13 protein-coding genes, 1 tRNA gene and 1 other RNA gene are annotated in these 18834 nt (G+C 69.2%); all 15 read left to right on the top strand.

Annotated features, from left to right (window positions below; all coding sequences use genetic code 11):
- The first annotated feature begins 19 nt into the window (after positions 1-19).
- The 15 genes from JOE59_RS02715 to narH all read left to right on the top strand — a co-directional run bounded on the left by JOE59_RS02715 (position 20) and on the right by narH (position 18830).
- Positions 20-1447: a flavin-containing monooxygenase gene (locus JOE59_RS02715; protein WP_179550782.1), complete on the top strand. Its 1428-nt coding sequence runs from the start codon at positions 20-22 to the stop codon at positions 1445-1447.
- Positions 1444-2421 carry a bile acid:sodium symporter family protein gene (locus JOE59_RS02710; protein ID WP_204458837.1) on the top strand — a complete coding sequence of 326 codons (978 nt, stop codon included), beginning with the start codon at positions 1444-1446 and terminating at the stop codon, positions 2419-2421. Before JOE59_RS02715 ends, JOE59_RS02710 begins: the two co-directional genes overlap by 4 nt.
- The gene (locus JOE59_RS02705) at positions 2418-3386 is read left to right on the top strand and encodes an NAD-dependent epimerase/dehydratase family protein (RefSeq protein WP_204458836.1); all 969 of its coding nucleotides are present in this window, start codon (positions 2418-2420) and stop codon (positions 3384-3386) included. The genes JOE59_RS02710 and JOE59_RS02705 overlap by 4 nt, the downstream gene beginning before the upstream one ends.
- A gap of 180 nt (positions 3387-3566) precedes the next feature.
- Positions 3567-3663: signal recognition particle sRNA small type (gene ffs, locus JOE59_RS02700), an RNA gene on the top strand.
- Positions 3662-3746: transfer RNA gene (locus tag JOE59_RS02695), tRNA-Ser, on the top strand. The genes ffs and JOE59_RS02695 overlap by 2 nt, the downstream gene beginning before the upstream one ends.
- 170 nt (positions 3747-3916) lie before the next feature.
- Positions 3917-6244, top strand: a complete 2328-nt coding sequence (locus tag JOE59_RS02690) for an alpha-galactosidase (protein WP_204458835.1) — start codon at positions 3917-3919, stop codon at positions 6242-6244.
- The gene (locus JOE59_RS02685) at positions 6241-7689 is read left to right on the top strand and encodes a glycoside-pentoside-hexuronide (GPH):cation symporter (protein ID WP_204458834.1); all 1449 of its coding nucleotides are present in this window, start codon (positions 6241-6243) and stop codon (positions 7687-7689) included. The genes JOE59_RS02690 and JOE59_RS02685 overlap by 4 nt, the downstream gene beginning before the upstream one ends.
- Positions 7682-9595, top strand: a complete 1914-nt coding sequence (locus JOE59_RS02680) for an alpha-glucosidase (RefSeq protein WP_204458833.1) — start codon at positions 7682-7684, stop codon at positions 9593-9595. Before JOE59_RS02685 ends, JOE59_RS02680 begins: the two co-directional genes overlap by 8 nt.
- Before the next feature lie 90 nt (positions 9596-9685).
- Positions 9686-10279 (top strand): hypothetical protein, encoded by a 594-nt coding sequence (locus JOE59_RS02675; RefSeq protein ID WP_204458832.1) that lies wholly within the window; start codon positions 9686-9688, stop codon positions 10277-10279.
- Between the two features lie 66 nt (positions 10280-10345).
- Positions 10346-11680, top strand: a complete 1335-nt coding sequence (locus tag JOE59_RS02670; protein WP_204458831.1) for a molybdopterin molybdotransferase MoeA — start codon at positions 10346-10348, stop codon at positions 11678-11680.
- 14 nt (positions 11681-11694) lie between these two features.
- Positions 11695-12372: a molybdenum cofactor guanylyltransferase gene (mobA, locus tag JOE59_RS02665; protein WP_307836923.1), complete on the top strand. Its 678-nt coding sequence runs from the start codon at positions 11695-11697 to the stop codon at positions 12370-12372.
- Positions 12369-12683, top strand: a complete 315-nt coding sequence (locus JOE59_RS02660; protein ID WP_204458830.1) for a DUF6457 domain-containing protein — start codon at positions 12369-12371, stop codon at positions 12681-12683. Before mobA ends, JOE59_RS02660 begins: the two co-directional genes overlap by 4 nt.
- On the top strand, positions 12683-13318 hold the full coding sequence (locus JOE59_RS02655) for a helix-turn-helix transcriptional regulator (protein WP_204458829.1): 636 nt from the start codon (positions 12683-12685) through the stop codon (positions 13316-13318). Before JOE59_RS02660 ends, JOE59_RS02655 begins: the two co-directional genes overlap by 1 nt.
- 113 nt (positions 13319-13431) lie before the next feature.
- On the top strand, positions 13432-17187 hold the full coding sequence (locus tag JOE59_RS02650; protein WP_204458828.1) for a nitrate reductase subunit alpha: 3756 nt from the start codon (positions 13432-13434) through the stop codon (positions 17185-17187).
- On the top strand, positions 17187-18830 hold the full coding sequence (gene narH, locus JOE59_RS02645) for a nitrate reductase subunit beta (protein WP_204458827.1): 1644 nt from the start codon (positions 17187-17189) through the stop codon (positions 18828-18830). Before JOE59_RS02650 ends, narH begins: the two co-directional genes overlap by 1 nt.
- Positions 18831-18834 lie beyond the last annotated feature (4 nt).

Genomic DNA, 18834 nt, shown 5'->3' with positions numbered 1-18834 from the left:
CCGAACAGAGACACCCCCTGTGAACAACATCGCCCTCATCGGAGCGGGCCCGTCCGGCCTGGCCGGCGCGCGAGCGCTCAGCCGCGCCGGCATCCCCTTCGACGGATTCGAGGCCGGCCCCGACGTCGGCGGCCTCTGGAACATCGACAACCCGCGCTCGACCATGTACGAGTCGGCGCATCTCATCTCGAGTCGCACGACGACCGAGTTCGCCGAGTTCCCCATGGCCTCGACCGCCGACTACCCGAGCCACCGCGAGCTGCTCGAGTACTTCCGCACCTACGCCGACGCGTTCGGACTGCGCGAGCGGTTCCGCTTCGAGACGCGGGTGACGGATGTCTCGCCGCTGCCGGCTCCCGCGAGCGGCGTGCCCGGCACGCCCGAGCCCGGCGCACCGAGATGGCGGGTCACCGCCGTCACCGCCGACGGCGAGACGATCACGGGCGACTACTCGGGCGTGATCCTCGCCAACGGCACGCTCGCCGAACCCAACGTTCCCGGCTTCGCGGGTTCGTTCGACGGCGAGATCATGCACACGAGCGCGTACAAGTCGGCGAAGGTGTTCGACGGCAGGCGGGTGCTCATCATCGGGGCCGGCAACTCCGGGTGCGACATCGCGGTCGATGCCGTGCACCACGCGGCATCCGTCGACCTGAGCGTGCGACGCGGGTACTACTTCGTGCCCCGCTACCTCTTCGGCCGACCGTCGGACACCCTGAACCAGGGGCGACCGCTGCCGGCGCGCATCAAGCAGTTCATCGACACGCGCGTGCTGCAGGCGTTCACGGGCGACCCGGTGAAGTTCGGGTTCCCGAAGCCCGACTACAAGATCTACGAATCGCACCCGATCGTGAACACGATGGTGCTGAACCACCTCGGCCAGGGCGACCTGCGGGTGGTTCCCGACATCGACCGCTTCGACGGGCGCACGGTGCACTTCTCCGACGGTTCGTCGGCCGACTACGACCTCATCATGCTCGCGACGGGCTACCGCCTCGACTACCCGTTCGTCGGGCGCGAGCACCTGAACTGGGAGGGCGCCTCGCCGTCGCTCTTCATGAACGTCTTCCCGCCCTCGTTCAACGGCCTCTTCGTGCTCGGCATGATCGAGGCGTCGGGCATCGGCTGGCAGGGGCGCTACGAGCAGGCGGAGCTCATCGCCGCCTACCTCGCCGCCGCCGACGACGCCCCCGAGGCCGCAGCGCGGTTCCGGCAGCGAGCGGATGCCCCGTGGCCCGACCTCACCGGCGGCTACGACTACCTCGGCCTCGACCGCATGTCGTACTACGTCAACAAGGACGCGTACCGGCGCACGGTGAAGCGCCTGCTCGGCACGCTGCCCCTGACCTCCGAGCGCGGCCCGCTCCTCCCCCACAGCCTCGTCGCCGCGACCGCGACCGCGACGGCCACCGACTCGAACATCCAGACCGAAAGCGGCACCGCATGAACATCGACGACGTCGTCCTGAACTTCACCCCGGGCTCGCTCATCGCGCTGAACATCGTGCTCGGGCTCATCATGTTCGGCATCGCGCTCGACACCGCGCCCTCCGACTTCACGGCCGTCGCCAAGGCGCCGAAGGCCATGATCATCGCGCTCGCGGCGCAGATCGTCCTGCTGCCGGCTGTGACCTTCGGCTTGACCCTGCTGCTGAACGTGCAGGCGTCGATCGCACTCGGCATGATCCTCGTGGCGTGCTGCCCGCCCGGCAACATCTCGCAGGTGCTGACCTACCGCTCGGGCGGCAACGTGGCGCTCTCGGTCTCGATGACGGCCGTCTCGAACGTGATCTACATCTTCCTGCTGCCGATCAGCCTCGCGTTCTGGGGCGGCCTGCACCCGACCGCGAGCAAGCTCGTGCACGAGGTGAGCCTCGACGGCTGGCAGATGCTCTTCGAGATCTTCCTCATCATCGGCGTGCCGTTCTTCGCCGGTCTCCTGATCCGCGCGAAGCTGCCGCGCTTCGCGGCGAAGGTGCAGCCCTACGCGCGCTGGGTGAGCCTCATCGGCCTCGTCGGCTTCATCGCGGCGGCCCTCATCGGCAACTGGGCGATCTTCATGGCGTTCATCGGGGTCGTGCTGCTCGCGGTGTTCCTGCACGACGCCGTGGCGCTCGGCCTCGGGTACGCGAGCGCCCGCATCGGCGGCCTCGGCGTGCGCGACCGCAAGGCGATCACGTTCGAGGTCGGCATCCGCAACGCGGGCCTCGGGCTCGGCCTCGTCTTCGCCTTCTTCGGCGGTCTCGGCGGCATGGCCGTCGTCGCGGGCTGGTGGGGCATCTGGGACATCATCGCGGGCCTCACGGTTGCGACCCTCTGGGCACGGCACTCCAAGCGAGCGGATGCCGCAACCGCGTCGGCCTCGCCCGGCACTGCCCTCCCCGAGAGCGCTGCAGCGAGCGAAGCCGAGCCGACCGCATGAGGCGCGTGCTGGTCACCGGCGGCGCCGGGTTCCTCGGCTCGAGCGCGGTGAGTGCCCTCTCGGGGCATCCCGACGTCGAGCTCGTCGTCGCCGGCGACGTGCGCACGCCCGCGAACGTGCCCGCCGGCGTCGTCGTCGAGCAGTGCGACGTGACGGATGCCGCGAACGTCGCGGCCGTCGTGCGCGACCACCGCATCGACACGATCGTGCACCTCGCCGCGATCGTGAACCCAGGCGGGCTGAGCGAAGACATCGAGTACCGCGTCGACGTCGAGGGCACGCGCAACGTGCTCGACGCCGCCGTCGCGTTCGGCGTGACCCGCATCGTCGTCTCATCGTCGGGCGCCGCCTACGGATACCACGCCGACAACCCCGAGTGGCTCGTCGAGACCGACCGCATCCGCGGCAACGAGGAGTTCAGCTACTCGCGGCACAAGCGCCTCGTCGAGGAGATGCTCGCCGCCTACCGCGTCGCGCATCCCGAGCTCGGGCAGGTGGTGCTCCGCATCGGCACGATCCTCGGGCCATCGGTGGCGAACCAGATCACGGCGCTCTGGGACGGACCCCGCATCCTCGCGATCCGCGGCTCCGACAGCCCGTTCGTCTTCGTCTGGGTCGACGACGTGGTCGGCGCGATCGTGCGCGGCGCTACGGGCGAGGTCACGGGCGCGTTCAACGTCGCGGGCGACGGCCGCATGACGGTCTCGGAGATCGCGGGCACACTCGGCAAGCGCACGGTCACGGTGCCGCCGTCGCTGCTCACGCTGGCGCTCCGCGTCGGTCACGCGGTGAAGCTCACGGTGCACGGCCCCGAGCGGGTCGGGTTCCTGCGCTACCGCCCCGTGCTCGACAACTCGCGCCTGAAGGCCGAGCTCGGCTACACGCCGGCCAAGACGAGTCGCGAGGCGTTCGACGCCTACCTCGCGGCCCGTGAGGTCCGTGACGCCGAGGCATCCGCTCGCTGAACCCGCCCGCGGTCAAGACGCCCGCTCGGGCCTGTGCGGGCCGCCTGACCGAGGCATCCGCTCACTGAACCCGCCCGCGGTCAAGACGCCCGCTCGGGCCTGTGCGGGCCGCCTGACCGAGGCATCCGCTCAGTGAACCCGCCCGCGGTCAAGACGCCGCCCGCGCTCGGGTAGACTGTCTCCGGCTCCTCACGTGGCGTCATCCAGGTCAACTCCCCCAGGGCGGAAACGCAGCAAGGGCAGCCGGGCTCTGGCGGGTGCGTGGGGAGTCCCCGGGAGGATTCGCCTAGTGGCCTATGGCGCACGCTTGGAAAGCGTGTTGGGTGCAAGCCCTCGGGGGTTCGAATCCCCCATCCTCCGCGGTAGTACGACGGCACCAGAACGACAGAACGGCCCCGGTTTCGCTGGGGCCGTTCTGCGTTGGTCCTCGCACTCGGTCGGGCAGGCCCCCGCAACGTCGGTATACTTCCGGATGCCCGCCCGAGGGCCCGTCTCCTGCACCGTTGCAACTGGCGGAGGACAGGAGTTCCGTGATCGACGTCAGCGCCGACGTGTTCTTCTTGCAGACCGCGAACACCTCGTACTGGTTCCGGATCACCGAACACGGTCACCTTGAGCACCTGCACTACGGACCGCTGCTCCCGATCCAGGATCCTTCCGCTCTCGGCGTGAAGCGCACCCTGGAACACGGCTCGAGCGTCGTCTACGCCCCGGATGACACGAGCTACTGCCTCGACGCCGTCCCCCTCGAATACTCCGGCACCGGCCAGGGCGACTACCGACTCTCGCCGATCGAGGTGTTCACCGCGCACGGGGTGGACACCGACTTCCGTTACCGCGAGCACCGCATCATCGAAGGCGTCGTCGCGGCCGACACTCTCCCCACGGCCGACGGCGGTGCCGGGGTCGAAACCCTCGAGATCACGCTCGCCGACGAGCTCGCACAGCTCGAGCTCACCCTGCTCTACACGGTGTTCCCGGACACCGACGTCATCACCCGACGCGCGATCCTCCGCAACACAGGCAACGCGGTGGCCGAGATCGCCCAGCTCGCGAGCCTGCAGCTCGATCTGCCGGATCGCGGCTTCCGCATCCGCACCTTCGACGGCGGCTGGATCCACGAGACGCACTCGCACGACCGCCCGGTGAGCCCGGGCGTCTTCTCGATCGGCAGCACGACCGGCGCGAGCAGCAACCGGCACAACCCCGGTCTCCTGCTGATCTCCGACGACGCCGATGAAGACCGTGGCTGGTGCTACGGCGTCAATCTCGTCTACAGCGGTGGCCACCAGACGAGCATCGAGCGCGACGCGCACGGCTCGGTGCGGGCTCTCTCGGGCATCCAGCGGCAGGGGTTCCGCTGGCCGCTTGCGCCGGGTGAGCATTTCGAGGCCCCCGAGGCGGTACTCGGCTTCTCCGACCGCGGCCTCAACGGGCTCTCCGACCGCATGCACCGTTTCGTCCGCTCGCACATCACTCCCGCGGCCTACCGCGAGCTCCCTCGCCCCGTCGTCTACAACAGCTGGGAGGCCGCGTTCTTCGACATCGACGAGAAGCGCCTGCACAAGCTCGCCGCGCAGGCAGCGAAGCTCGGCGTCGAGCTGTTCGTGATCGACGACGGCTGGTTCGCGGGGCGGGGCGACGACACGGCGGGGCTCGGCGACTACGCGGTCGACGCCGCGAAGTTCCCCTCCGGCCTCGATGCCTTCGTGCAGCGGGCGGAGAAACTCGGGATGCAGTGCGGCATCTGGGTGGAGCCCGAGATGGTCTCGGAAGACAGCGAGCTGTTCCGTGCGCACCCCGATTGGGCGCTGCGCGTGCCGGGCAAGGCCGCGCGCGAGGGGCGGCACCAGCAGGTGCTCGACCTGTGCAACCCCGACGTGTGCGACTACCTCGTCGCCGAGCTCGGCGCCCTCATCGACGACGCGGGCTTCACGTACGTCAAGTGGGACATGAACCGGCACATCGCCGACGCCTATTCGCCGCACGTTGCGCATCCTGGGATGACGGCGCACCGATACATGGTGAACCTCTATGGCGTGCTCGAGCGGGTCTTCGCGACGCGCCCGCATGTGCTGCTCGAGATGTGTTCATCGGGCGGCAACCGCTTCGACCTCGGGATGCTGCGCTATGCGGCCATGATCTGGGCCTCGGACGATACCGACCCGATCGAACGGCTCGAGATCCAGCAGGGGCTCAGCCACCTGTACCCGCTCTCGACGATCAGCGCGCACGTCTCGGCGGCGCCCCACCAGCAGACGCTGCGCGACACCCCGCTCTCGACGCGCTTCAACGTCGCCGCGTTCGCGTGTCTCGGCTACGAGTACGACCTCGACTTCCTCACCGCCGAGGAGAAGCGCGAGATCATCGAGCAGATCGCCTTCTACAAGAAGCACCGCGCGACGTTCCAGTTCGGACGCTTCCGGCGCATCCGTTCAGGCCGCCCCGAGCGCGTCATCTGGCAGGTCGGTGACGGCGACAACGCCATCGTCGGCAACTTCCAGCGTGGGGTGCGCGCTGCTCCTGAGCGGGACAGCCTGCCGATCGCCGGTCTGCAGCCGGGCATCCGCTACCGTGTCACCGCGAAGCGCCAGCGACTCATGCTCGATCGGCTGGGTGCGCTCGTCAACCATGTGAGCCCCGTCAGGCTCGACCCGAACGGCTTGGTGATGAACATCGTCACCAAGCACAAGAGCCTGCCCGACGCGGTCGAGGAGTACCGCGGCACGGGCGAGCTGCTCGCCGCCGGCATTCGTCTCGAGATGCAGTTCAGCGGCACCGGTCACAGCCCCGCGGTGCGGATGCTCGGCGACTACGGTTCCACCCTCTACCTCGTCGAACCGGAGGACCACGAGTGACCGCCGTCATGAGCCCGACCCGCGCCCAGACCCTTCGCAACCGCTACGGCTACGGCATCGGCACGATCGGGCGAGATGCCGCCTACACGCTGCTCAGCATGTTCTTGCTGTACTACCTCTCGGACACGCTGCAGGTGTCGACTCCGGTCTTCGCCGCCATCACCGTCATCCTCCTCGTCGTGCGGGTGATCGACGCGATCGTCGACCCCTTCGTCGGCGTGCTCGTCGACAACACGCGCAGCCGCTTCGGCAAGTTCAAGCCCTGGATCGTCGGAGGGGTGCTCGGCTCCTCGTCACTCCTCGTGGCGCTGTTCGCGCCGTGGCAGCTGGGGGATGCGGCCTTCATCGCCGTCTTCACGGTCGTCTACATCGCGTGGAGCGCAGCCTACGCCGCCAATGACATCGGCTATTGGTCCATGCTGCCCGCCCTCACCCAGAACCAGCGCGAACGGGAGAAGATCGGCGCCTTCGCACGCATCTGCGCCTCGATCGGCACCTTCGCGATCGTCATCGGGATCGTGCCGATCTCGAGTGCGATCGCCGAGGCGACGGGCGACGTCGCCTCCTCCTTCTTCTGGGTCGCGCTCGTGGTGGCCGTGATCACGGTGGTGCTGCAACTCGTGATGGTGGTCCTCGTGCGCGAGGATCCCACGGTCGTCACGCAGAGCCACACCCGCTTCCGAGAGTTGTTCGGCGTGATCTTCCGCAACGACCAACTGCTCGCGATCGCGGCGGCCTTCGTGCTGTTCATGACCGCGTTCTCGGTCACCGCAGGCCTCGGCGTCTTCTACATGGAGTACGTCTACGGCGACCTCGGGATGTACAGCGTGTTCGCCGCGGTGCTCGGGGTCTCGCAGCTCACCGCGCTCGCCCTCTACCCCCTTGCGGCATCCAGGATGTCGCGGCGCCGACTCTTCACGATCGCCCTGTTCATCGTGGTGGCCGGGTACGTGTTCTTCTTCCTGACCCCTCCGGGCGGGCTCGTCATGCTCGTCGGCGCGGGGGTCGCCGTGTTCGCGGCGCAGGCGGTCATCCAGATCCAGCTGCTCATGTTCATCGCCGATACGGTCGAGTACGGCGAGCACAAGTTCGGGCGCCGCAACGACTCGATCACGCTGTCGGTGCAGCCCTTCATCTACAAGCTCAGCTCGGCCCTCGCCAACGGCGTCATCGGTTGGGTCGTGCTCGCCTCAGGCATGAAGGATGCCGCGTCGGCCGCCGAGATGACCGAGCCGGGCGTGTTCCTCGTGCGCACGGCGATGTGCATCGTTCCAGGAATCCTCATCGTGATCTCGTACTTCGTGTACCGGCGCTTCTACGTGCTCGACGAAGGAAAGTACGCCGTGATCGTGGAGGAGCTGCAGGCGCGCAAGACGGAAGCGGCGACTGCCGCCCAGAGCACGAGTCCCGCGGATGAGGCAGAGGGGCGGCCTGTCGGTGCCTGAGCCCATTCGCTCGGCACGTGCGCTCACCGGCCGCAGCCGCATCCGCGACGTGCTCGCGCATCCGCTCGGCCGCGACATGATCGAGAGCCTCGCCCTGCAGGCCGGGCGCTCACCACGCTGGATCGACAACCCGGTGATGGGGGCGGTGCGCCTCGACGCGCTGCCGCGGCTGACCCGCGGCGCGGTCGACGACGCCTTCATCGACACCATCCTCGCGCTCATGGCGACGGTCACCGAGGTGCCGACGCCGAACGGGATGCCGCTGCGCGAGGCGTGGTTCAAAGAGGCGGTGGTCTACCAGGTCTACCCGCGCTCCTTCCAGGACTCGGATGGCGACGGCATCGGCGACCTGCGCGGCATCCTGTCGCGGCTCGACTACCTGCAGGGGCTCGGCGTCGACGCACTCTGGCTCTCGCCCATCTACGACTCGCCCATGGACGACATGGGCTACGACATCCGCGACTACCGCGCGATCCTCTCCGAGTTCGGCACGCTCGCCGACTTCGACGCGCTCGTCGCAGGGCTGCACGAGCGCGGAATGCGACTCATCATGGATCTCGTCGTGAATCACACCTCCGACGAGCACGAGTGGTTCCAGAAGGCACTCGCCGACCCCGAATCGCCGTACCGCGACTACTTCTTCCTGCGGGAGGGTCTGCCCGACGCACCGCCCAACAACTGGACCTCGTTCTTCTCGGGTTCGGCGTGGCGCTGGTTCCCCGAAGCCGAACGCTTCGGCCTGCACCTGTTCAGCTCGAAGCAGATGGACCTCGACTGGGAGAGTCCCGCCCTGCGCGCCGAGCTCGTCGACATGGTGCGCTGGTGGCGTGAGCGTGGCGTCGACGGCTTCCGCCTCGACGTCATCAACTACATCTCGAAAGCGCCCGGGCTCCCGAACGGCAACGAGCTCGTCGGCCGCCTCACCGGCTTCACGGGACTCGAGCACTACTTCCACGGGCCGCGCCTGCACGAGCATCTGCGGCAACTGCGGGCCGAGGCGTTCGACGACCCCGACTGCGTGGCGATCGGCGAGACGCCCGCGATCGGACCCCGGATGGGCAAGCTCATGGTGGGCGACGACCGCGGCGAACTCGACATGGTGTTCAACTTCGAGCATCTCGAGAACCCGGGCAAGGTGCGCTTCGACGAGTACCGCTACGACCTCCGCCATCTCAAGCGCTACTACACCCGCTGGCAGGCGGAGTACGGCGACGGGTACTGGATGAGCCTCTTCTTCGACAACCACGACAATCCCCGGATGGTGTCGAAGGTCGACCCGCGGCCCGAGCACCGCGCGGCCGTCGCGAAGCTGCTCGCGACGATCCTGTTGACCCTGCGCGGCACCCCCTTCCTCTTTCAAGGACAGGAGATCGGAGCCGTCAACCAGCACTTCACCGAACTCGCTCAGCTGCGCGATGTCGAGAGCATCAACCTCGCGACGGAACTTGCGGCATTCGGCACGGACTCCGACGAGGTGTTCGCTCGGCTGCTCGCGGGCACCCGCGACCACAGCCGCGTGCCGATGGCATGGGATGCCGACGGCGGGTTCACGAGCGGCACCCCGTGGATCGCGGGCGACGGCGACGACTCGATCAACGTCGCCGCCGAGGAGGGCGATCCGGATTCGGTGCTCGAGTGGCACCGCACGCTGATCGCACTGCGGCGCGAACACCCCGCGCTCGTCTACGGCGAGACCGTGGTGGAGCGGAGCGCACCCCGCGTGTGGCGCTACCGGCGGGTGCACGGGGCGGGAGAGTTCCTCGTCGTGCTCAACCTCGGCGACTCGCCGGCGCGTACCGCCGCCCCCGGGTCGGGCTGGCGGCTCGAGCTCGCGAGCAGCGGCAGCGGCAGCGGCAGCGGCAGGCTCGCGCCCTACGAAGCACGGGTGTACCGCCGAGTGGGCTGACCGGGTCCCTGCAGACTCCGTGTCCTCATTAATGCGGAATGGCGCAATTCCGGCGCGACGCCCATCATGAGAGAGATGTCAGCGGCTGCGATGGAATTGAGGAGTGGGGACGCAGGGGGCTCCTCCAGCGCAGCTGCGGCAGTAGGGGGCGAGGGCCTCAGGGTATTCACCCTGAGGCCACGCCGCTCCCTCGCACGGAGCATCGGACTGCCGATCGCAGCGCTCGCGATCCCGGTCCTGGCCGCCGAGATCTGGCTCATCGACTCGAGCGAAGCGCTGCCCGTCATGGCGGCCACCGCCGCGGTCGTGCTTTCCGTGGTCTTCGTCGCGTGGGTCGGCTACCGCCGCGCCAACGCGTCGATCAGTCGCTACGGCATCGTCGAACGGGGATTCTTCGGGGGCGTCTCGACCGTCGCCGCCCGTGATGTCGCCGGGGTGCTGCGCGTGCAGCTGTACCGCACGAACAGCCTCGACACGACGCAGGAGCTCTTCGTCGTCGAACGCACCGGTCGCGGCGCGTTCCGCATGCGCGGCCGGTTCTGGGACGAACCGACGATGAACCAGGTCGCCGAAGTGCTCGGCGTCGATGAGACCGTCGGTGCCGAGCCGATGACGCTCGCAGAGCTGCGCGAGGCCAACCCGCGCCTGCTCTACTGGTTCGAGCGACGCTCGCTCACCCGCTGACCCGCGCCGCTGCAGCCGCTCAGAGCATGCGCCCGCACGGTGCGCTCGAGGGAATACGGTGAACGCATGCCGCCTCCTCCGCTCCGCTCCGTCGAGCACCAGCAGCTCGCACTGCTCAGCACGATCCATCCGCTCGCCCGGGTGAGCGTGACGCTGGTCGAAGCCCTCGGCCGCACGCTCGCGACGTCGGTCACCGCGGCGCATCCCATCCCGCTCTTCGACAACTCGGGCATGGACGGGTATGCGGTGCACCTCGCCGATGTCGCTTCGGCGAGCGCGGAGTCGCCGGTCGTGCTCGAGCTCGTCGCCGACGTGGCGGCGGGCAGCGCGATCGACCCGGCACTGCCGCCGGGCACCGCCGCACGGGTCATGACCGGCGCTCCAGTGCCGAGCGCCGCCGACTCCGTCGTGCCCGTCGAGCACACCGCCGAGTTCACGGTGCATGCGGCATCGGGCGGGTGGCATCCCCAGCGTCCGGACGGCACGGCCGAATCGTCGACGGATGCCGCGACCGCCGCCCGCGCGAACCTCACGATCAGCGTCACGACCGCACCTGTTGCGGGCGCACACATCCGACGCACGGGTGAGGACGTGCGGGCTGGCGACACCGTGCTCGAGGCGGGCGTGCTGCTCACCGCACGGCATCTCGCCGCGGCTGCCGCCGCCGGCGCCGCAACGGTCGAGGTGCGACCTGCGCCGCGCGTCGCCGTGATCTCGACGGGCAGCGAACTGCGCCCGCCCGGCACGCCGCTCGTGCGCGGCCAGATCCCCGAGTCGAACTCGGTGCTCGTGGCCGGACTGGTCGACGAGGCCGGCGGGGTCGTGGTGCACCGCGCCGCGGTCGCCGACGACGAGCAGGAGTTGCTGGCGACGCTCGGATCGGTCGAGGCGGCAGGCGCCGACCTCGTCGTGCTCACGGGCGGAGTGAGCGCCGGCCTCTACGACGTCGTCAGGAGCGTGCTCTCGAAGTTCGGAACGGTCGAGTTCGCGAGGGTCGCGATGCAGCCCGGAAAACCCCAGGCGTTCGGGCGACTTCCGGGCGGCACCGCGGTGATCGGCCTGCCGGGCAATCCCGTGAGCGTCGCGGTCTCGTTCGAGGTGTTCGCACGCCCGGCGCTGCTCAGCATGCAGGGGCGCGCCGCGGTGCACCGGCCGACCGTGCAGGTCGTCGCGGCGACCGGGTGGCCGGCCTCTCCGGGGCGGACGCAGTACATGCCGATCACGGTCGGTGCCCCGTCGCGCACGGGCGGCGCGCCGACCGTGCGACCGGCGACGAGCGGCGGGTCGGGTTCGCACCTGGTCGGCGGCCTCGCCGCCGCAGACGGCTTCGCCATCGTGCCGGCCGACCGGCACGAGGTGCGCCCGGGCGACGAGCTGTCAGCCCTGCTGGTGAGGACGTGAGCACTGGCGACGACGTGAGCACTGCTGACGACATGAACACCTCGTCGCCGTCGCCGGCCGTGAGGTACGACGCGATCATCCTCGCCGGCGGTCGAGCATCTCGACTGGGCGGCGTGCAGAAGGCGGAGGTCGAGGTCGGCGGGCACGCCCTGCTCGACACCGCGCTCGAGGCGGCCGCGCGCTCGAACCGGATCGTCGTCGTCGGGCCGGAGGAGCTGCGACGCGAGCGGGGCCGCGACACCTCGGCGCGGTACGTAGGCGAGGACCCGCCGTTCGGCGGCCCGGTCGCCGGCATCGCCGCCGGCCTCAGCGCGCTCGGTGACTTCGCTTCGGCCCCGGTCTGGCTGCTCGTGCTCGCATGCGACCTCCCGTTCGCGCCCCGGGCGGTCGGGCTGCTCGAGCACGCGCTGATCGAGATCGACGCCGAGATCGACGCCGAAGCCGACGGCGAGGCCGACGGCGTGTGCCTGGTCGACGCCGACGGCCGCGAGCAGTGGCTCGCCGGCATCTACCACCGCACCTCGCTCCGGCACCGCGTCGACGGTCTCGCAGGCGGCGTCCACGGGGCATCCGTTCGGAAGCTCGTCGACGGGCTCGACCTTCGGCATGTCTTCGACGACGGCGCGGCGTTCGACGTGGACACGTGGCAGGATGTGGAAGAGGCCCGACGCAGCGCGAAGGAGTTGCCGTGAACGACGCGCAGACCCCTGAGCCGCCGAGACATCTGCCGGCCGAGCACCTCGAACCGTGGCTGACCGCGCTCGCCCAGGCGTTGCAGCTCGACGAGCGCGACGTGCCGATCCCGACGGTGCTCGACGTCGCCCGTGATGTCGCCCGCGGGGTCGCAAGGCCCGCCGCCCCGCTCAGCACCTTCCTCGTCGGCCTCGCCGCGGCGAAGAACGGCGGCGACGAAGACGCAGTCAGGGCGGCGGCCCGCATCGCCACCGAGCTCGCACGAGAGTGGTCTGCCAGAGACGACGGGCGCCGCGACGGGGCATCCTGATGAGCCTGCCCGACACGGAAGCCGCTCGCACCTTCGGGTCGTACAGTCGTGTCGCCCTGCTCCACCGTCTGCAGCAGCGAGCCGAGCAGACGGTGGCCGAGCTCGCCGCGGCCGTCGACCTGCACCACAACACGACCCGCGAACACCTACAGCGGCTCATCGACGACGGTTTCGTCACGGCGCACCCAGAGCACCGCACGAGCAGAGGACGGCCGCGCATGCTCTACAGCGCGGCGACCGGAAACATCGACGAGATGAACCGACCCGCGCTGCGGCGCCTGCGAAACGCCATCGAACGCAACGCCGTCGAGCGCCCCGCCGGGTCGCGCGACGACGGTGGGCTCGGTCGCGACGCGATGCGGCAGATCGACGCGCTCTCCGACCACCTCGATCAGTGCGGGTTCGACCAGGATCTCGACCGCGCGCAACTGACCGCCGAGCAGGTCGAGGTCAACCTCGCCGGCTGCCCGTTCCAGTCGATGGTCGACGAGCACGGCGACGTCGTCTGCTCGGTGCACCTCGGAGTCATCCGCAGCGTGCTCACGCATGCCGACGGGCCCATCGAGGCCCGTGAGCTCCTTCCCCTCACCGCCACCGGATGCTGCACGCTGCAGCTCGCCGTCGAACCCGACTGATTCGCCGCCCGGCGGATTATTCACGGCCCGTCGATCTTGCAGGTGCCACGGCACGCCGACAGACTGGCGAAACGGCCGATGGCACGTCGGTCCGGGTGACGTCGGGGAGCGAGATGACCATCGAGAAGACACCGGCCGAACGCATCGAGCCGGCCAACGACGGGCCGCTCGCCGACTCGCTCATGAAGATGGGCCGGTTCCTGCGCCGCGGCGAGGTCTCGGAGGACATGCGCTCGCTCTTCCTCGAGGGCGGGCGCCAGGGCGACGTCTTCTACCGCGACCGGTGGTCGCACGACAAGGTCGTGCGGTCGACGCACGGGGTCAACTGCACGGGCTCCTGTTCGTGGAAGGTGTACGTCAAGGACGGCATCATCACCTGGGAGACCCAGCAGACCGACTACCCGACGGTCGGCCCCGACTCGCCCGAGTACGAACCGCGCGGATGCCCCCGCGGCGCCGCCTTCAGCTGGTACACGTATTCGCCGACGCGGGTGCGGTACCCGTACATCAGGGGCACCCTCCTCACGATGTACCGCGAGGCGAAGGCCCGGCTCGGCGACCCCGTGCTCGCGTGGGCCGAGCTCACCGACGATCCCGAGACCTCGGCGCGCTACAAGCGGGCGCGCGGCAAGGGCGGGCTGGTGCGCGCGACGTGGGAGGAGGCGGTCGAGATCGTCGCCGCCGCGCACGTGCACACGATCAAGGCATACGGCCCCGACCGGGTCGCCGGCTTCTCGCCGATCCCGGCGATGTCGATGGTCTCGCACGGCGTCGGCGCCCGATTCATGAACCTCATCGGCGGCACGATGCAGTCGTTCTACGACTGGTACGCCGACCTCCCGGTCGCGAGCCCGCAGGTGTTCGGCGACCAGACCGACGTGCCCGAGTCGGCCGACTGGTGGAACGCGAGCTACCTCATGATGTGGGGTTCGAACGTGCCCGTGACGCGCACGCCCGACGCGCACTTCATGACCGAGGCGCGATACCGGGGCCAGAAGGTCATCACGGTCTCGCCCGACTACGCCGACAACACGAAGTTCGCCGACGAATGGCTCGCCCCGCACCCCGGCACCGACGGCGCGCTGGCGATGGCGATGGGCCACGTGATCCTGAAGGAGTTCCTCGTCGACCGCCGTACGCCGCGCTTCGAGAGTTACCTCAAGCAGTATGCGGATGCCCCGTACCTGATCGCACTCGAGGAGCGGGGTGACGCGTGGGTGCCGGGCAAGTTCCTCACGGCCAGCGACCTCGGGGGCTTCGGGGCGCGCGTTGCGAACGCCGAGTTCAAGACGGTGCTGCTCAATCAGCAGAGCGAGCCCATCGTGCCGAACGGATCGCTCGGCCACCGCTTCGGTGCCGATGACGAGGGCCACTGGAACCTGGACCTCGGTGACGTCGACCCGCTGCTCTCGGTCGCCGACGGCGCGGTCTGGAAGGGGGCGTCGGTCGCAGTCGACCTGCCTCGCTTCGATATCGCCCCAGAGGTCGGTGCCGAGCACGAGGGCGGGGCGGGTTCGGTCCGTCGCGGTGTGCCCGTCGCGCATGTCGCAGGCAAGACGGTGACGACGGTCTTCGACCTGCTGCTGGCGCAGTACGGCGTCGGCCGCGAGGGGCTTCCTGGCGAGTGGCCGACCGGCTACGACGATGCGAGCTCCCCCGGCACTCCGGCCTGGCAGGAGGAGATCACGAGCGTGCCGGCCGCGAAGGCCGAGCGCATCGGCCGGGAGTTCGCCGACAACGCGGAGCGGTCGGGCGGTCGCTCGATGATCCTCATGGGCGCAGGCACGAACCACTGGTTCCACTCCGACACGATCTACCGCACGTTCCTCGCGCTGACCACGATGACCGGATGCCAAGGGGTCAACGGCGGCGGTTGGGCGCACTACGTCGGCCAGGAGAAGGTACGCCCGCTCACCGGTTACAACCAGTACTCGAGCGCCGCCGACTGGGTGCGCCCCGCCCGCAACATGATCGGCACCGCGTTCTGGTACCTCGCCACCGACCAGTGGCGCTACGACGGGCTGCCCGCAGACCAGCTCGCCTCACCGCTCGCGAAGGGACTCTTCGAGGGGCGCACGACGGCCGACTGCCTCGTCGAGTCGGCCAAGCGCGGCTGGATGCCGAGCTATCCGACGTTCGACCGCAACCCGCTCGACCTCGTCGACGACGCGAAGGCGGCAGGCAAGGAGCCCGCGCAGTACGTGATCGACAGCCTCGCCGACGGTTCGCTGCACTACGCGGTCGAGGATCCCGACGCACCCGAGAACTTCCCGCGCGTGCTGAACGTCTGGCGCGCCAACATCCTCGGCTCCTCCGGCAAGGGCAATGAGTACTTCCTGAAGCACCTGCTGGGCACGGATGCCGCGGTGCGGGCGCCCGAGGCCGAGGACGACCGCCGCCCGCGCGACATGGTGTGGCGCGACGACGCCCCGATCGGCAAGCTCGACCTGCTCGTCACGACCGACTTCCGCATGACGTCGACGACGCTGTTCAGCGACATCGTGTTCCCCGCAGCCACCTGGTACGAGAAGCACGACCTGTCGTCGACCGACATGCACCCGTTCGTGCACTCGTTCAATCCGGCCATCAAGCCGCCGTGGCAGACGAAGACGGACTTCGACATCTTCCACGCGCTCGCCGCGCGGATGAGCGAGATGGCGGTGCAGCATCTCGGGGTTCGCCACGACCTCGTCGCCGCACCGCTCATGCACGACACCCCCGACGCGATGGCCACGCCGCACGGCACGGTGCGCGACGACCTGCCGCCAGTGCCCGGGGTGACGATGCCGAAGCTCGTCGTGGTCGAGCGCGACTACCCCGCGCTCGCCGCGAAGCTCGGCTCGCTCGGCCCGCTCGCCGCGAAGCTCGGCATGGTCACGAAGGGCATCACGTTCGACCCCACGCCTGAGGTCGAGTTGCTGAAGGCGTCGAACGGCGTCGTGACCTCGGGTCCGAACATCGGCGCCGTACGCCTCGACACCGATGTGCGGGTCTGCGAGCTGATCCTCGCCCTGTCGGGCACGACCAACGGCCGGCTCGCGGTGCAGGGCTTCCGCCAGCTCGAGCAGCGCACGGGGCAGGAGCTCGCAAGCCTCGCCGTCGACCACGAGGGGTCGCGCATCACGTTCCCCGACGTGCAGTCGCGGCCGGTGAGCGTCATCACCTCGCCCGAGTGGTCGGGCTCCGAGCACGGCGGTCGCCGCTACAGCGCCTTCACCGTGAACGTCGAGCACAAGAAGCCGTGGCACACGCTCACCGGTCGCATGCACTTCTTCCTCGACCATGACTGGATGTCGGAGCTCGGCGAGAACCTGCCGGTCTATCGCCCGCCGCTCGACCTGCACCGGCTCTACGGCGATGCGCGGGTCGGTTCGACCGAGCCGACGGGCGCACCCGGTTCGGCCGGTCATGCCGAGGTCGCGGTTCGCTACCTCACGCCGCACTCGAAGTGGTCGATCCACTCCGAGTACCAGGACAACCTGTTCATGCTCTCGCTCTCGCGCGGCGGCCCGACGATCTGGATGAGCCCGCAGGACGCCGCGAAGATCGGCGTGCGCGACAACGAGTGGATCGAGTCGTACAACCGGAACGGCGTCGTCGTCGCCCGGGCGATCGTCTCGCACCGCATGCCCGAGGGCACGGTGTTCATGTACCACGCGAAGGATCGCACGGTCGATGTGCCCCGCACGGAGACGAGCGGCCTGCGCGGCGGCATCCACAACTCGCTCACCAGGGTGCTCCTGAAACCGAGCCACCTGATCGGCGGCTACGCGCAGTTGTCGTTCGCGTTCAACTACCTCGGTCCGACCGGGAACCAGAGAGACGAGGTCACCGTGATCCGCCGCCGCAGCCAGGAGGTCGAGTACTGATGAAGGTCATGGCCCAGATGTCGATGGTGATGAATCTCGACAAGTGCATCGGATGCCACACCTGCAGTGTCACCTGCAAGCAGGCCTGGACGAATCGCTCGGGCGTCGAGTACGTGTGGTTCAACAACGTCGAGACGAGGCCGGGCATCGGCTACCCCCGCGGCTACGAAGACCAGGAGAAGTGGCAGGGCGGCTGGGTGCGCAACAAGCGCGGTCGGCTGAGCCTCAAGGCGGGCGGCCGCCTCTCGAAGTTCGCCCGCATCTTCTCGAACCCGAAACTGCCCGAGATCCACGACTACTACGAGCCGTGGACGTACGAGTACGACATGCTGCTGAACGCCCCCGCGGGCGAGCACACGCCGGTCGCGAAGCCCAAGAGCCTCATCGACGGCCGGGACATGAAGATCGAGTGGTCGGCGAACTGGGACGACAACCTCGGCGGTGCCGAGGAGACCATGGCCGACGACCCGATCCTCAAGCACATGAGCGAGCACGTCACGACCGAGTTCGAGAAGACGTTCATGTTCTACCTGCCGCGCATCTGCGAGCACTGCCTGAACCCCTCGTGCGTGGCATCCTGCCCCTCGGGAGCCATGTACAAGCGAGCCGAGGACGGCATCGTGCTCGTCGACCAGGACGCGTGCCGCGGCTGGCGGATGTGCGTGACCGGGTGCCCCTACAAGAAGGTCTACTTCAACCACAAGACCGGCAAGGCCGAGAAATGCACGCTCTGCTATCCGCGGCTCGAGGTCGGCCTGCCGACGGTGTGCTCCGAGACCTGCGTGGGGCGGCTGCGCTACCTGGGGCTCGTGCTCTACGACGCCGATCGGGTCGCCAAGGCCGCCGCCGTGAAAGACGAGAAGGACCTGCTCGACGCGCAGCGCTCGGTGTTCCTCGACCCGCACGACCCGGCCGTCGTCGAGGCCGCGCGAGCAGAGGGCATCCCCGAGGACTGGATCGAGGCGGCCCAGGCCAGCCCCATCTGGCGGCTCATCAACGACTACAAGGTCGCGCTGCCGCTGCATCCCGAGTACCGCACGATGCCGATGGTCTGGTACATCCCGCCGCTCTCCCCCGTCGTCGACGTCGTCGCGAGCAGCGGCAACGATGGTGAGGACGCACCGACGCTGTTCGCCGCGATCGAGAAGCTGCGCATCCCGATCGAGTACCTCGCCGGGCTCTTCACGGCGGGTGATGTCGCGCCGGTCGACGGAGTGCTTCGCCGGCTCGCGGCCATGAGGTCGTACATGCGCGGCATCAACCTCGGCGAGGGCCGCGACGAGGAGATCGCGACGGCCGTCGGCATGACCGGCACCGAGATCGAGGAGATGTACCGACTGCTCGCGATCGCGAAGTACGAGGATCGCTACGTCATCCCGAGCGCGCACACCGAGCAAGCCGCCGAGCTCGAGGAGATCGCGTGCTCGCTCGACTACGACGGCGGGCCCGGCATGGGCGGCGGCGGGCCGTTCGGCGCCGCGAGCGGCGGCGAGGTGCCGGTGGCGGTCGAGAACTTCCACGTGCTGAAGAACCGCCAGACCTCCGACCGGCCGTCGACGCCCGGCCGGGTGAACCTGCTGAACTGGGACGGCAACGGCTCGCCGCAGGGCCTGTTCCCGCCGACCGGGAAGGACCGGGAATGAGCAG

The sequence above is a fragment of the Agromyces cerinus genome, assembly GCF_016907835.1.
GTDB lineage: Bacteria > Actinomycetota > Actinomycetes > Actinomycetales > Microbacteriaceae > Agromyces > Agromyces nitratus.
This window is presented reverse-complemented; position numbering and strand designations above follow the sequence as displayed.